The following is a 14,787-nucleotide window of genomic DNA, read 5'->3' on the forward strand; positions in this document are numbered from 1 at the left end:
CAAGGAGCACGCCCTATATGCTTCCTGACATATTCAAGATGGCGTAACATTCAATCCTCACGTGCTGGTCCACTTTTCAAATAAAGGCGCTGGCATTCGGCGGATTTTCAGCTGACGACCGTTGCTAATTGTCTGACGGTCCGCTCGATAATTCGTGCACGGACGCTGTAAAAGGAAATGTAATTCGAGCTGATTAGCAGAGCCCGGCGACCAAGAACTCGGTGTTTAAAATGGACGCGCGGATAAGTTTTAGGATTCCAGGATAACGACTTCAGCCCTCCCCCCGGTTATCTTCAATTATCAATTACAGCATTCAACAAACATAACTGCAGTTCAATTCGAACGCGCAAAGGGAACCGCTGTTCTTTTTTAACAGAGGGCTCACGTAAACTAGTAGTGTTGGAGGATCTCGTGAATATGAATTTCAGATCGTCGGGTATATCCACCGAAAGTATGTCAACGCGGCGTATCCTTGTAGCGGGCGGCGCGGGATTTCTGGGTTCACATCTTTGCGAACGTCTCCTCATCGAAGGAAACTTCGTCATCTGTGTCGACAATTTTTCGACTGGGCGTCTTGAGAATATTCGGCATCTTCTGAGGTACGACACATTCAGTTTTGTACGACATGATATCGTCAATCCCATCGACCTGCCAGTCGACGATATTTACAATCTGGCCTGCCCTGCCTCACCACCGCATTATCAAGCTGATCCCGTTCATACGATGAAAACGAGTGTGATCGGGTCGCTCAACCTTCTTGAGCTTGCGGCACACTATCAAGCGAGGATCTTTCAGGCTTCCACCTCAGAAGTATATGGCGATCCGCAAACACATCCACAACCAGAGGCCTATTGGGGCAATGTAAATTCATTCGGCCCCCGCTCCTGCTATGATGAGGGCAAGCGCTCAGCAGAAACATTGTTTTATGATTTTCACAAACAGTATGGCGTTGATATTCGCATTGTTCGCATCTTCAATACCTATGGCCCACGCATGCGGCCAGACGATGGGCGCGTTGTGTCGAACTTTATTGTTCAAGCACTCGGACGCGAAGATATCACCATTTATGGTGATGGTTCACAAACGCGTTCGTTCTGCTACGTCAACGACCTTATTGAAGGCTTCGGCCGGTTGATGAACAGCCAACCAGCGCTTCACACACCTGTCAATCTCGGCAACCCAGGAGAATTTACTATACGGGAACTCGCCGACCAGATTATCAGGTTGACTGGTTCGCCCTCCCGGATAATTCACCGCCCGTTGCCCACAGATGATCCACGCCAGCGACGTCCCGACATAACGCTCGCCAAGCGCGAACTTGGTTGGGAACCGCAGATCGCCCTTGATGAGGGCCTCAAACAGACCATTGCATATTTCGAACGCCAGCTGATCAGACCTTCAGGAGAACTCTTCGAGGTTACAAAATGACCCGACCGAACATACTCGTTACTGGTGGCGCGGGCTTCATTGGCAGCCACACAGCCAAGCTTCTGCATAAAAGCGGATACTCGCCTGTTGTCTATGACAACCTGTCGACAGGACATCGATCGTGCGTGCGCTGGGGCGCATTTGTCGAGGGCGATACGCTTTCTTTGGAACAACTCTTGTCGGCAATCAGAACCTACGCGCCCGTTGCCATCGTGCATTTTGCGGCCTCCGCCTATGTCGGTGAATCGATCACAGACCCGGCAAAATACTATCGAAACAATGTGGGCGGCATGCAATGCGTCTTAGAAGCCAGCCGGCTCTTAGGAACTCTCCCAGTTATTTTCTCCTCAAGCTGTGCCACTTATGGCATTCCAGACACCTTGCCAATTCGGGAAGGCGAGCCACAACACCCAATTAATCCTTACGGACGTACAAAGCTGATCGCCGAGCAAATGCTAGCCGATTATGCGGGAGCCTACGGTATATCGTATGCGGCGCTGCGCTACTTTAACGCCTGTGGTGCCGATCCAGATGGTGAATTGGGCGAAAAGCACGACCCCGAAACCCATATTATTCCGCGCGCCATGATGGCCGCAGCAGGCAAAACAGGCTGCCTTGATATTTTCGGAGACGATTACGATACGCCTGATGGCACTTGTATTCGCGACTATATACATGTTTCGGATCTGGCGCGCGCGCACGTACTCGCCCTGGACCATCTTCTTCGTGGTGGCGATAACCTAGTGCTGAATCTGGGGTCCGGACACGGCACGTCCATAAAAGAAATCGTGGACGCTATCGCACGACTGACCGGCCAAACCGTACCGATTAAAGTGCAAAACCGCCGCGTCGGCGATCCACCGGCTCTTTATGCCGATGCTACTGAAGCTGCCGCGAAACTCGGTTTTCGCGCGTTTCATTCTGACCTCGACACAATCATCCGAACAGCCGCGCCGTTCTTCGGCCTGGAGTTGAGGCCATGAAAGAGCGGGCCATTCATATTGCCTCTGACTGTAGCCCAATCGATAGCGAGCCATTGCTCGCTCCGATTTTTAGTGGTCGAAAGCGGGTGCAATACATAATCGGCATCTTCCTTTGGGCACTCACCATCGTTTATTTCTGGCAATGGTGGTTCGTCAGCGCTGTTCATAATCATCTAGTCGGTTCCGTTTTGGTGACGGCGCTGCTAGCGTGGATTACCATTCTGCCGCTTTACTTCATCACAGTCTTTTTCCATGCCGCACGTCCAACCGGGCCGCTTCGTATCCCGGCCTCAAGCCGTGTGGCAATGGTCGTCACCAAGGCGCCGTCCGAACCTTTCGAGGTGGTGGCTGTGACCCTGCACGCTATGCTTGCTCAGGATGTGCCGCATGACACTTGGCTCGCCGATGAAGACCCTTTGCCTTCGACACTGGAATGGTGCCGGGAAAATCGGGTATTCGTTTCCACACGCAAAGGCCGAGCCGACTATCATCGGCAAACCTGGCCTCGCCGCACGCGGTGCAAGGAAGGCAATCTCGCATTCTTTTATGATTACTATGGCTACGAACGCTATGATTTCGTGTCACAGCTTGATGCAGATCATGTGCCCGAGCCAGGTTATCTCTTTAATATGCTTCGGCCTTTCGCTGATCCTCATGTCGGCTATGTATCCGCACCAAGCATCTGCGACCGGAATGCGCGTGAAAGCTGGTCAGCGCGTGGACGTCTTTATGTGGAAGCCAGCATGCACGGCTCGCTACAGGCTGGTTACAATGGTGACTTTGCACCTGTCTGCATCGGTTCGCACTATGCGGTTCGTACGGTTGCACTCAGGGAGATTGGCGGACTTGGTCCTGAACTTGCCGAGGATCACTCCACCACGCTGTTCATGAATGCGTACGGCTGGCGAGGCGTACATGCACTCGATGCTATAGCCCATGGAGACGGTCCACGCACTTTTACCGATCTTGTAACGCAGGAGTTCCAGTGGTCACGCAGCCTCGTCATGATCTTGCTAAAATACACGCCGAAGCTCATTGGGCGACTGCCGCTGCGACTGAAAATACAATTCCTGTTTTCGCAGCTGTGGTACCCGCTCTATGCATTCTTTCTGGCTCTGACCTTTGCTTTGCCTATAATCATTTTAGCTTATGGCGATAATTTTGTCAGCGTTACCTATCCTGCATTTCTGATGCACTTCATGCCGCAGTCTCTGGTGATCTTGGCGCTTGCCTTCTGGTGGCGGTCGAGCGAGACATTCCGCCCGGTCAGTGGCAGGATTTTCAGCTGGGAAGCAATGCTATTTCTACTGGCCCGATGGCCATGGGTTTTGGCCGGAACCTTTGCTGCTTTCCGCGACTGGCTTACTGGCTCCTTTGTCGATTTTCGCGTCACACCAAAAGGCTCTTCTGAGGTCGATCCGGTGCCACTACGCGTGATCGCTCCGTATGCATTCATATCTGGTTTTTCCATCCTACCGGTCCTCTTCGTCGACGATGTCGATCAGACGCGAGGCTTTTTCGTCTTCGCCATCGTCAATGCATGTTTCTACCTGTTTTTGATGGCCATGATCATCGTCCAACATAATCGTGAAAACCAAGTACGTATGACAAGCCGCCTCTATAGACCGGCATTGGCATGCAGCTTCACGGCGCTCATCGCTCTGACTGGCTTTACCACAGTCGAACGAGGACGCGACGGCATAGAGGCTCTGAGCTGGGGCACAAAAAACTTCACGGTTTTCGACGACCGCTTTTCGGTCGCGGGTGCAGGTGTGGGTGGACGTGATGTCCACAAGACAATTTTCAATCCGCGCTGGCGCACAAATCCCGCCAGTGAAGCGAATTAGCAAAGGAGGCGCGACAATTATGAAAATCGCTGTAATCGGTACGGGATATGTCGGATTGGTCAGTGGCGCATGCTTTGCCGAATGGGGTCATAAAGTCGTCTGCGTTGACAAGGATAGCCAAAAAATTCTCAGTCTCGAGCGCGGTATTGTGCCGATCTACGAGCCCGGACTCGAACAACTGGTGGAACGCAATTTCGCGTTCGGTCGGCTCAGGTTTACGACAGAGCTTTCCGAGGCCGTTAGAGGTGCAGAGCTCGTCTTCATCGCGGTTGGAACGCCTGCGCGTGCTGGTGACGGCAATGCTGATCTCTCGTTCGTCTACATGGCCGCTCGTGAAGTTGCGGCAGTTTTGGACGACAAAACCGTCGTGGTTGTCAAGTCAACGGTTCCCGTTGGTACGGGCGACGTGGTTGAGAAAATCATCGGCTCGGTTCGTAAACCAGGCACATTCTTTGTTGCATCCAATCCGGAATTCCTTCGAGAAGGTGTCGCAATCAGCGACTTTCTCGAACCCGACCGCGTCGTGATCGGCGTAGAAGATGATCATGCGCGCGCAACGCTTGTCGCACTTTATGGCCCTCCGCTGGAATCACGGAAGACGCCAATCGTGACAACACAACGCCGAACTTCAGAACTGATCAAATACGCAGCAAATGCATTTCTTGCCACCAAGATCACCTTCATCAATGAACTTGCAGACTTGTGCGAGGAGGTTGGCAGCGACGTTACTGAACTTGCAGTCGGTGTAGGGCTCGACCAGCGTATCGGGCGCAGTTTTCTCAATGCTGGTCCCGGTTATGGCGGATCCTGTTTTCCCAAGGACACGCTTGCACTGCTGCGTACGGCCCAGGATCACGGCGTTGCCCTGCGTTTGGTTGAAGAAACGGTCACAGTTAATGAAGCACGCAAACGACGTATGGCCCTCAAGGTAATGGAAGCACTCGGTGGCAGTGTCGAGGGCCGGGCGATTGCGATTCTTGGCCTGACTTTCAAACCCGACACCGACGACATGCGCGACGCGCCTTCCATTCCGCTCATCAAAATGCTGCAGCGCTTCGGCGCTAGCATTCACGCTCATGATCCGGCCGGAATGGACAATGCCCGACGTTTGCTCAACCAGGTCGAATTCCACGACGACCCCTATGATTGTCTAATGAATGTCGATGCAGCTGTGGTGGTCACTGAATGGGATAGCATTCGCAAGCTCGATCTTATCCGAATGAAGCGAGCCATGAAGGAAGCTGTACTCATTGACCTGCGCAATGTCTTTTCAACGGCGTTTGCCGAAAATCTAGGATTCCGAATTTCGACGATAGGCCGTCCCGTTCAACTGCGGCAGAAAATAGAAACAACAAATGTGCTGCCGCACGCGTGCATCCGTCAATCACCAGAACCTTTGGCGGGTGCGCGCACCTTTAAGGTCGTGGGAGGTTCGTCAAATGAAACATTCGATTTGTAATCATACAAAACTTCAATTAGTTCGGAGCAATCGCGTTCTGCCGCTAATATTCTTGGTTGGACTTCTCGGTGGGACGGTTGGCGCCGCTTCGGTAGAACCCGACGGCTTCCCAGACGGTAGCCGCGTGATGAGTCCGGCGGAAATATACCTGCTTTATCGGGATAAGAACTGGCAGTGGTCAGATGGAGTTGGCCGAATGGACAGCCTGAACCGTCGGTTCACCGCCCATGTGGATGGAGAAAAAGGTCAGGCATGGGCGGAGGGCCGTTGGCGGATTACTCGGTCAGGCCAGATGTGCTTCGATGCGAGGTGGCACATTGAGCATGAGGTCTTTCCCAGCAAAACATGCTTCACCCACCGTATCCTTGACGGAACGATCTATCAAAAACGTGAACCGGATGGCGTTTGGTATGTTTTTCGCCATGCAGACGGGGCCCCTACCGATGAAGCACGCAAGCTTGTATCGATCACAACCCCGATTCCGCAAACGGGTGGGCTGAACTTAGCACAGCCCGGCGCCCAATCGCCCACACAATAAAGGAGGAGGCAATGAAAACCTCATATCAAGTTGCTACAATAATCCTCTGCGGTGCGTTGCTTTCGACCGCCGTTTACGCGGCAAGCGGCGTTTCGGGCGCTAATGTCGATACACACAATACATTTCACGACAAGCGTCCGGTTATATCCACCCAATCCATCACATTCGGTGCTTATGATCCTCATGGGGATTTCACCAACGACTCCAATTCCCGCATCGAGCATCTATTCCTTCCCTGGGAGGATGTGGATTTAACGAGTCTTTCGGCGGCGGATGCCTATGCGCAAGAACGAAACCGCGAACTGCTGATTACCGTTGAACCTTGGTCTTGGGCCCGCGATTGGCGTGTTGCACCCGATGATCTTCTAAACGGAATTGTGCATGGCCAGTATGATTCCAACATGGCTGCCGTCTGCTCGGCAGCTTCAAAGCTCAAAAGCCCCGTTACCATTCGCTGGGCGCAGGAAATGGACGACAAAACAGGCCAGTTCACCTGGTCTTACTGGTCAGCCGAAGGCTACATCAAGGCTTACCAGCATGTCGTCACTGTCTGTCGCAAGTCGCTGCCAAAGGCCAAATATATGTGGTCTCCGAAGGGAGATGAAGGGCTCGAAGCCTACTATCCGGGAGATACCTACGTGGATGTTATTGGCCTATCGGTTTTCGGCTACGAACCCTACGATATGATTGAGTTGGGAAGGGTATCAAGCTTCGTAGAACGGACAAAGCCTGGATATGACCGGGTAGTTGGATACACAAAACCCATCGTCATAGCTGAGATGGGCTATGAAGGAAGTGACGCCTATGTTCGGGCCTGGGCAGAAGAGACCAACAAACCGCTTCCACAATTTCCGGGCCTAACTGCAACCGTTTACTTCAATGACCGCGAAGTGTACCCGTGGCCGCGCGGTGTCGGGCGTCCCGATTGGCGGGTAGCAAACCACCCGTTGGATTAATCCCACATCCCGAGCCTGGTCAATTATGCCCCCGATCTGATTGGGGCTCGGGAATCCTAATACAACTTTCGAATTGCAGCATCGTCCGCAGGACACACGTACGGCCCACGGTTCATGCTCTAACGTTTGAAGAGGAACACGACAATGTTTTCGATCCGCTTGAGAACTCTGGGTGCAGCGCTTTCCATGATCCTGCTTGCAGGAAGTGCAAATGCAACCACAAAACAAAAAACCGGGGACGCATTAGCGTTGAATATCACAGCGGCGTCACCACTTTCCGCCACTGCTATTGAAGCAATTTATTCCGGCAAAACATGGAAATGGAAGGACGGCGGCGGCTTCTTTTCTGACAATAACCACCGTTTTATAGCCTGGTCACAGAAAGGCCGGGCGTGGTCTTACGGACAAGGCCGCTGGTATGTCACCAATAATGGCAAGCTCTGCCTGCAGGCATATTGGGTTAACAAGACGAGCAGTGGCGGCGACACGACCTGTTTCACCCACCGCGAGAAAGACGGCACGATCTATCAGAAACGATCATTGGGCGGCGACTGGTATATCTTTCGCAACAACCCCGCACGTCCAAACGATGAAGCCGCAAAGATAATCAGAGGCGACCTCATCAGCAAGGGGCTCACTCGCATGAAGTCCGACGCAAGATAATCGTGCGGTCATGGAAACCAGCGTGTGAACCTATATTGTGGAAACGAGCCGATAATGCCTCAGTCACGATTGAAGCAACGAGACTTCTGTCCAAAGCCGCTAGGCGTGCATACATAAGTGGTTGCGCCCGCATATTGAGTGGCAGACACCTTAATGGTTTTTGCTGATGTTGGCGTGTTGAAGCGAGCTCCATTTTTTGCCTTGTCCTTGAAGAGGTAAACAGAAATCGTTTCACTCTTCTGCTTGTGCGCATCTCTGGCTTCAGCTCCTATGCTCAGACATAAAGAAGCGGATAATCCAATGGCGAGAGCGGCGGCCCATTTCGAGCTTTCGCGGCGCAGAGTATATGCAAATCTCTTATTCATGCGATTGCCTCCGGTTGTCATTGATGTGACTTCTACCGAACGCGAGTTAAAACTCCGGCCGGATATTCATGACAATTTTCATCAATTCCTACACAGTCAGGGCATTTCATCCGACGTTACTATACGCACGCAAGAACCTCGACCAACGCTGACCATACTCGCATCCATCGCGACGAATGCAGCGTTTCGACGGTTCCGAGATAACGGCGGCACTGGATGCTATGGTCAACTGAACGATTTAATCATTGAATGACCGATATTGTTCCGTTTGCTTGGATTTTAATCGCGCAAGTGCTAACATTCACGCAGGAACTCAGGCGGCATCTCCGTACCTTGAGCCTCTGATCTGGTGTAGGGAGTTGCCGTGACGACCCCAAGCGACAAGGCCGAGCATGATCCGAAGTCAGAATTTGTAGAGCGTCGTCTGTCAGCGCGAGTACCCCTTGCGCCGCTTGGCGAAAGCGCTCGAAGCACTAATATTCTGGCTCCTCTGATCTTTACTACTGAAACCCTGGAGCCAACCGAACAGTTTTCTGCATGGAAACAGCATATCACGGCTCTCTATGATGTGCGTATGCCCGATGGCGGAGACCCCAGCGACGGCTTTGTTGTTTTACAGAAGATCTGGGATCTTCACGGCATGTTGCTCATTGAGCAAATGGCCCCGTCATTCAGCTATGAGCGTACGCCGGAACAGGTTCGTTTCAGCCCGATCGATCACTGGCATATCAGCTTCTTGCGCAGCGGACGCACATGGACGGCAGTCGATGGCCGCGTTGCGGAGAATGAGCCGGGCATGGTTAATATCCGTTCACTTGGTTATCCATTTCGTGGTCGGGCACTGGCAACAGAGGCGGTCATTTTGATTATTCCCGTGGACCAGTTCACCGGGCTTGGCGGGATGCCGGAAGCCAGCAACAATGCCTTACTAAAAGGCTATCGAGCCAATCTGCTGATCGATTTCATATCGAGCCTTCAAATGGGGCTAACTCAAATAACAAGTGAGGATTTACCAGAATTGCGGAATGCTCTTAGGCAAATCGTATTCGATACTATTGCCCCATTGGTGCGAGACGGCGACATAAATGAACACGTGGCTTCCATGGGCCTGATGACCAAGGCAAGACGTTTTATCCAGAAGAACCTTATGTCTCGCGATTTGACGCCCGATGCCCTGAGCAAAGAACTCGCAATTTCTCGTACGCACCTTTATCAACTATTCGAAAGCTCTGGTGGGGTGCTCAACTATATTCGAAAGAAGCGATTGCTTGCGGCGCATGAAATGCTAGCCGACCTCACGGAAACCCGTAAAGTATCTGATATTGCGCAATGGCTCGGCTTTGAGACAGCTGCGAACTTCACTCGGGCCTTCACGCAGCACTTCGGCTACAGTCCGAGCAACGCTCGTAAGTCACCTTCACAAACCGATGGCGTTGATACCATGCGATTGGACGCGAGCAATGTCGTCACATTTTCAACTTTGTTAAGAACGCTGTCGCGGCACGACACTTAGGGTGCAAACGCAATCGTTTTAATTTGGAATCTAACAAAAATCGAGTAAACAGCAGGCCGTGTGCGCAATATGTTGCAGAACGGCATGCGACGAATGCTTTAAGACCGGAAGGAGCACTAGTGTGGCGGAATTGAAGTTCCAATCAATTGCCTTGCATTCACGTTTAGGAACTTCAAATCCGTAATCACACGAGATTCAATAAATTACTCGTATGGTTTTAACCCGAAGTTCGTTCAGACGGCCGCTTTACAGTGATACTAATTTCGGGCTCACCATACCAAGGCCAATCGACATTTAGGATCCCACTGCTGCATTTTGTGTTATTCATAGATCTCTGGATTGAATGATCTGGAGACAATGATGAGGAAGTGCTCTGAGCTGATGCCATCCCAGCGGTGTCGGCTTTGGGACCCTTTACGCGGTAAGCCAGGTGATCTAAGCAGGCACGACAAGGATAAATTATTGTTTGTCAAAGCTTTTTACGGGCTTTGCGCTCGGCGCCAATTGGCGCAATCTTATGGAATGTTCTGGCGAGTACAAGGTATATTGGAGAAGGATTTGCTCCTCACATCAATGACCCGAACACGCCTATATCATGCTCGACGACACACTGGTTCGCATCTATCGGCAGGCCGTGACCGGGAAAGGGGACCAGAACTAGGCTCTGGGGCGTTCCCGCGGTGGACTGACCACCAAAATACAAATGACTGCAGATCGTAAAGGGCCAGCCTCTCAACCAGCCTCTCAAAGTGATCACCACACCGGACCAGCGTGGTGATTTTAAACAAGTATCGACATTACTCGAAGGACTCTCGGTGCAACGCGTTCTGGCCGATAAAGCCACGATTCCAATGCACTTCGCGAAGGCCATCCCGCAGCGCAGGTTCAACAGAAAGTTCCGCGTATATTGGAATAGATACATTTTATTCCGACTCTCCCACGACTGAGCAATATACGTCGCGCACCAGAATCATTGACATTGCAGAATGGCAGAATAAACAACTGTTCAAACTCGAAATATGAACCACAGCCACACGAACCTTCAGGTCGCATCGGAAATCGAGAGAAAAAAGCTCATGGCATACGAAGATCCCGAAGCCCGGCATTTAGACACCCTGGATCGGGATTTGGGCCGCTTCGCCAAGCTTGAAATGGCAGCTAGTTACGTCTCACGTCCACTTGTGGCACCGGGCATTGCTCTCGTCTTTATCATTCTCGCCGGACTGGGCACAGCCATGTTGCTGGCTCAGGCCAGTCAGATGTTCATAGTTGTAGCCGCAGCTGTATTTGGCGCCTATATGGCGTTGAACATTGGCGCCAATGACGTAGCCAACAACATGGGACCAGCAGTCGGTGCCAATGCACTGAGCATGGGCGGCGCGATCGCGATTGCCGTCGTATTTGAAAGTGCGGGAGCGCTCATTGCGGGTGCCGACGTGGTCTCCACAGTAGCAACAGGTATCATTGCACCCGATACGCTCGAAACTCCCATCACATTCATCTGGGCGATGATGGCCGCACTGCTGGCCTCTGCGCTTTGGGTTAATATTGCCACAGCGATTGGCGCTCCTGTTTCAACGACACATGCCGTTGTAGGAGGCGTTATAGGAGCCGGCATTGTCGCAGCAGGTTTCGGAGCGGTGAATTGGACCCAGATGGCAGCAATAGCGGCAAGCTGGATTATTTCGCCGGTATTGGGAGCGGTCATTGCTGCGTGTTTTCTTTGGTTGATTAAAACACGTATTGTCTATCGCACAGATAAGATCGCTGCCGCTAGTATATGGGTTCCACTTCTGATCGGCATCATGGCGGGAACGTTTGCAACCTATCTCATAATGAAAGGACTGAAGCAATTGATCGATGTATCGATTGGTTTAGCCTTGATCATTGGATTAGCTGTTGGAATCGGATGCTGGTTCGCTATGATACCCATCATTCGCCGCCAAGCTCGCGGACTTGAAAATCGGAACAAGTCATTGAAGGTTCTGTTTGCAATACCACTGGTCGCTTCAGCTGCGCTCCTCAGCTTTGCACACGGCGCAAATGATGTGGCAAATGCCGTTGGACCACTTGCGGCAATCGTTCAAACCTCGCAAACCGGATCTTTAAGCGACGGCGTCGTAATACCGTTCTGGGTAATGTTGATCGGTGCAGCAGGCATTTCGTTCGGCTTATGTCTGTTTGGTCCCAAACTCATTCGAATGGTTGGTAATCAAATCACCAAGCTGAACCCGATGCGGGCATATTGTGTCTCCCTTTCAGCCGCAATCACCGTCATCCTTGCCAGCGGGCTAGGACTTCCTGTCAGTTCGACCCACATTGCGATCGGTGCAATTTTCGGAGTCGGCTTCTTCCGCGAGTGGGACGCGGAGCGTCGATTAAAGCAGGCCCGTCAAGCAGTACCGTCCGGTGAATCCTTACTAGCTGAAGAACGTCGCCGCCGGAAGCTGGTTCGCCGATCGCACGCCCTCACGATTGGAGCCGCTTGGGTAGTCACTGTTCCTGCTGCTGCAATCCTTTCAGCGCTGCTGTTCGCACTCTTGAAGCAAATTCCCGTCGGGATCGTTTAGCCCCAACATCGGATTCTCGCCCAACCTTGCCAAAAGCTTTCCCGCGTGGATTGTCCAGACCGGTCTCTACGTATCCGGCGCGATCAAAGCCGTGGCTTTGTCTTACCATAAGCCATAATTTCAACTTGCGGGCCGGACGTACAGCATATATATTCTTAATATGCCTGATCATTCGTCCCGACCATCGTCATTGCCAGATATTCCAATGGATGCACTGAGCGAAGTCCTAAGAGACTTTCGCTTGAATGGCGTCAATTATGGCCGCTGCGAGCTTCGACATCCATGGAGCATCGCCTTTCCACAGCAGCCGTTGCTGCGTTTTCACTTCGTCAGCCAAGGCCCATGTTGGATTCATACCCAAACAGAAGGCTGGCAGGAATTGCACGATGGCGATCTAGTGTTGCTGCCACAAGGCGTCGCGCATCGACTGGCCAGTTCACCGGACATTGTGGGGGACTCGCTTGTCGAGTGCCAGATAACCAGATTGGAGAGCAAAGTCTGCGAAGTGGTGCGGGAAGGTTCAGGTGCGGCCAGCACCCTTTTTTGCGGGTCCATGGCTTTAGGCGCCTGCGCGCTCAATCCCTTGATTTCTTTAATGCCACCCGTAATTAAGGGCTGCGATGTTGCAGGTAACGACCCAATCGTTGGTCCTTTGCTCGCAGCGATGACTGCGGAGACAGCCAAACCACAGATGGGTAGTGCCACCATCTTGTCACGCATGGCGGATCTGCTGACAGCTCGACTCATAAGGTGCTGGGTCAATTGTACCGGAGCTTCGACTACAGGCTGGCTGGCCGCTATCCGCGACCCGCATATCGGCCGTGTTCTGGCTGCAATGCACCGAGACCCCGGACATAACTGGACTCTGGAAAGCCTTGCAAGTCTGGCGGGCCAGTCGCGTTCGGTTTTCGCTGATCGCTTCAGCATGATATTGGGTGAAGGAGCGGCCCGCTATCTGGCACGGCTTCGTATGCAGCTCGCCCGGGAATTATTGGGGCAAAACGGCATGTCGGTTGCCGAAGTTGCAACACGTTTGGGCTATGAATCCGAGGCATCCTTCTCTCGAGCGTTTAAGCGTATCACTAACGTTTCGCCGGGCGTGGTGCGCCGCACGATTTCCGGACGAACGGACATGCAATTCGGATTATAGGATGCATATCATCCGATAATATTCGTTTATGAAGTTCTTCACACTCTGGAGATACTTCAATGACAGACACTACACTTCAACTTGATGATGCAGTAACAGACCTTGGTGCTGAAGCGCCAACAGCGTGGAGCGCTGCAACCTGGTTCGCGGTCCTCTCAATGGCTGCCACCAGTTTTGCGTTGGTATCGGCTGAGTTTCTGCCGGCAGGCCTGCTGACCCCGATGGCACGCGATTTGGGCATCAGCGAAGGTACTGCTGGACAAGTCGTGACCGCCACCGCTTCCGTCGGCGCGGTAACGGCGATGTTAAGTAATGTTCTCATCGGGCGGTTAAACCGCAAGGCCGTGCTGGTTAGTCTCAGCGCGCTGGCCATCGGATCCAATATTCTTGCAGCACTTGCCACCGATTTCTGGCTGCTACTGTTGGGGCGTGCTGGACTGGGCATCGCTCTTAGTGCATTTTGGGCACTTTCAGTTGCCGTGGTAGCGAGGCTCGTCGGCACCAACGCGACGGGCCGAGGTATGGCTATAGTTACACTTGGTGTCTCACTTGCCACAATCGCCGCACCGTCGATGGGTGCGTTAATCAGCGACTGGCTAGGCTGGCGGAGTGCTATGGCCATGACCGCCGGGCTGGCCGCGCTTGCGATGTTGCTTCAATGGATAAGCCTGCCGACATTGCCCGCAAGCACAAGTAACACCCTTACTGATGTCCTTCGGTTGACACGACGACGCGGTATTCAACTAGGCATGCTTGCTATTCTTTTGCTCATGACGGGGCATTTTGCCGGCTCTGTCTATGTGCGCCCTTTTCTCGAACAGGTAACGCTCCTTACGACAGGCCCGATCGCCCTGGCCTTGCTCGGGTTCGGAATCGCCGCAGTGATTGGTAACATGGCCGGGGGCCGTATGGCCGATACCAATATCCGTACAGCCCTCGTAACCACCGCTGCGTTAATGGCATTGGCCGCGCTTGCTTTGGTGCTCTGGGGCGCGCACATCGGTGTTGCCTTTAGCTTTGCCACATTATGGGGTTTTGCATTCGGTATGGCACCAGTAGTGCTACCGACCAATCTATCCCGGGCAGCTCCTGACGCGCTCGAGGCAGCAGGGAGTCTAATGGTTACTTCCTTCCAGATGGCCATCACTATCGGCGCGGTTGTCGGTGGTTATGTCGTGGACACTTTTGGTGCCACGGCACCCTTAACACTTACCGCTATTCTTGCGGCAGTAACCGCTATACTGGCGCTGCTACAACCTCGCAACTAGCTCGTTATGAGGTAAGTTGGGAGCCTGACGCAGAAGATGCGGCAACA

Annotated in this window: 12 protein-coding genes; 11 read left to right on the plus strand and 1 reads right to left on the minus strand. The window is 52.7% G+C overall.

The window, feature by feature from the left end; genetic code table 11:
• The first annotated feature begins 417 nt into the window (after window positions 1–417).
• The 7 genes from CES85_RS23075 (at window position 418) to CES85_RS23105 (ending at window position 7,874) form a co-directional block, all read left to right on the plus strand.
• The gene (locus tag CES85_RS23075) at window positions 418–1,428 is read left to right on the plus strand and encodes a UDP-glucuronic acid decarboxylase family protein (protein ID WP_244923383.1); all 1,011 of its coding nucleotides are present in this window, start codon (window positions 418–420) and stop codon (window positions 1,426–1,428) included.
• Window positions 1,425–2,411: a UDP-glucose 4-epimerase GalE gene (gene galE / locus CES85_RS23080; RefSeq protein WP_095448187.1), complete on the plus strand. Its 987-nt coding sequence runs from the start codon at window positions 1,425–1,427 to the stop codon at window positions 2,409–2,411. Before CES85_RS23075 ends, galE begins: the two co-directional genes overlap by 4 nt.
• Window positions 2,408–4,258, plus strand: coding sequence for a glycosyltransferase family 2 protein (locus CES85_RS23085; RefSeq protein WP_095448188.1), 1,851 nt, complete (start codon window positions 2,408–2,410; stop codon window positions 4,256–4,258). The genes galE and CES85_RS23085 overlap by 4 nt, the downstream gene beginning before the upstream one ends.
• 19 nt (window positions 4,259–4,277) lie before the next feature.
• Window positions 4,278–5,717 (plus strand): UDP-glucose dehydrogenase family protein, encoded by a 1,440-nt coding sequence (locus CES85_RS23090; RefSeq protein WP_095448189.1) that lies wholly within the window; start codon window positions 4,278–4,280, stop codon window positions 5,715–5,717.
• Complete coding sequence (locus CES85_RS23095) at window positions 5,698–6,255, plus strand: DUF995 domain-containing protein (RefSeq protein ID WP_095448190.1); 558 nt, start codon at window positions 5,698–5,700, stop codon at window positions 6,253–6,255. The genes CES85_RS23090 and CES85_RS23095 overlap by 20 nt, the downstream gene beginning before the upstream one ends.
• Window positions 6,256–6,266: 11 nt before the next feature.
• Window positions 6,267–7,211 carry a glycoside hydrolase family 26 protein gene (locus tag CES85_RS23100; protein ID WP_095448191.1) on the plus strand — a complete coding sequence of 315 codons (945 nt, stop codon included), beginning with the start codon at window positions 6,267–6,269 and terminating at the stop codon, window positions 7,209–7,211.
• Window positions 7,212–7,355: 144 nt separating this feature from the next.
• The gene (locus CES85_RS23105) at window positions 7,356–7,874 is read left to right on the plus strand and encodes a DUF995 domain-containing protein (protein ID WP_095448192.1); all 519 of its coding nucleotides are present in this window, start codon (window positions 7,356–7,358) and stop codon (window positions 7,872–7,874) included.
• Between the two features lie 59 nt (window positions 7,875–7,933).
• On the opposite strand, the gene CES85_RS23110 is transcribed toward CES85_RS23105, so the two are convergent.
• Window positions 7,934–8,239, minus strand: a complete 306-nt coding sequence (locus CES85_RS23110; protein WP_095448829.1) for a hypothetical protein — start codon at window positions 8,237–8,239, stop codon at window positions 7,934–7,936.
• Window positions 8,240–8,603: 364 nt separating this feature from the next.
• On the opposite strand from CES85_RS23110, the gene CES85_RS23115 reads away from it, so the two are divergent.
• The 4 genes from CES85_RS23115 to CES85_RS23130 all read left to right on the plus strand — a co-directional run bounded on the left by CES85_RS23115 (window position 8,604) and on the right by CES85_RS23130 (window position 14,740).
• Window positions 8,604–9,752 (plus strand): helix-turn-helix transcriptional regulator, encoded by a 1,149-nt coding sequence (locus CES85_RS23115; protein WP_095448193.1) that lies wholly within the window; start codon window positions 8,604–8,606, stop codon window positions 9,750–9,752.
• A 1,076-nt stretch (window positions 9,753–10,828) separates the two neighbouring features.
• A complete protein-coding gene (locus CES85_RS23120; protein ID WP_095448830.1) occupies window positions 10,829–12,322 on the plus strand; it encodes an inorganic phosphate transporter in 1,494 nt (497 codons plus the stop codon).
• A gap of 160 nt (window positions 12,323–12,482) precedes the next feature.
• Window positions 12,483–13,472, plus strand: coding sequence for an AraC family transcriptional regulator (locus tag CES85_RS23125; protein WP_095448194.1), 990 nt, complete (start codon window positions 12,483–12,485; stop codon window positions 13,470–13,472).
• A 59-nt stretch (window positions 13,473–13,531) separates the two neighbouring features.
• Complete coding sequence (locus tag CES85_RS23130; RefSeq protein WP_095448195.1) at window positions 13,532–14,740, plus strand: MFS transporter; 1,209 nt, start codon at window positions 13,532–13,534, stop codon at window positions 14,738–14,740.
• The last annotated feature ends 47 nt before the right edge of the window (window positions 14,741–14,787 follow it).

The organism is Ochrobactrum quorumnocens, from assembly GCF_002278035.1.
Taxonomy (GTDB): Bacteria; Pseudomonadota; Alphaproteobacteria; order Rhizobiales; family Rhizobiaceae; genus Brucella; species Brucella quorumnocens.

What these genes read in the sequence shown, in the direction of transcription:
- CES85_RS23105 (WP_095448192.1), top strand. Translation starts at nt 7,356, where the DNA reads ATGTTTTCGATCCGCTTGAGAACTCTGGGTGCAGCGCTTTCCATGATC.
- CES85_RS23120 (WP_095448830.1), top strand. Translation starts at nt 10,829, where the DNA reads ATGGCATACGAAGATCCCGAAGCCCGGCATTTAGACACCCTGGATCGG.
- CES85_RS23110 (WP_095448829.1), bottom strand. Translation starts at nt 8,239, where the DNA reads ATGAATAAGAGATTTGCATATACTCTGCGCCGCGAAAGCTCGAAATGG.
- galE (WP_095448187.1), top strand. Translation starts at nt 1,425, where the DNA reads ATGACCCGACCGAACATACTCGTTACTGGTGGCGCGGGCTTCATTGGC.
- CES85_RS23075 (WP_244923383.1), top strand. Translation starts at nt 418, where the DNA reads ATGAATTTCAGATCGTCGGGTATATCCACCGAAAGTATGTCAACGCGG.
- CES85_RS23130 (WP_095448195.1), top strand. Translation starts at nt 13,532, where the DNA reads ATGACAGACACTACACTTCAACTTGATGATGCAGTAACAGACCTTGGT.
- CES85_RS23095 (WP_095448190.1), top strand. Translation starts at nt 5,698, where the DNA reads ATGAAACATTCGATTTGTAATCATACAAAACTTCAATTAGTTCGGAGC.
- CES85_RS23125 (WP_095448194.1), top strand. Translation starts at nt 12,483, where the DNA reads ATGCCTGATCATTCGTCCCGACCATCGTCATTGCCAGATATTCCAATG.
- CES85_RS23090 (WP_095448189.1), top strand. Translation starts at nt 4,278, where the DNA reads ATGAAAATCGCTGTAATCGGTACGGGATATGTCGGATTGGTCAGTGGC.
- CES85_RS23085 (WP_095448188.1), top strand. Translation starts at nt 2,408, where the DNA reads ATGAAAGAGCGGGCCATTCATATTGCCTCTGACTGTAGCCCAATCGAT.
- CES85_RS23100 (WP_095448191.1), top strand. Translation starts at nt 6,267, where the DNA reads ATGAAAACCTCATATCAAGTTGCTACAATAATCCTCTGCGGTGCGTTG.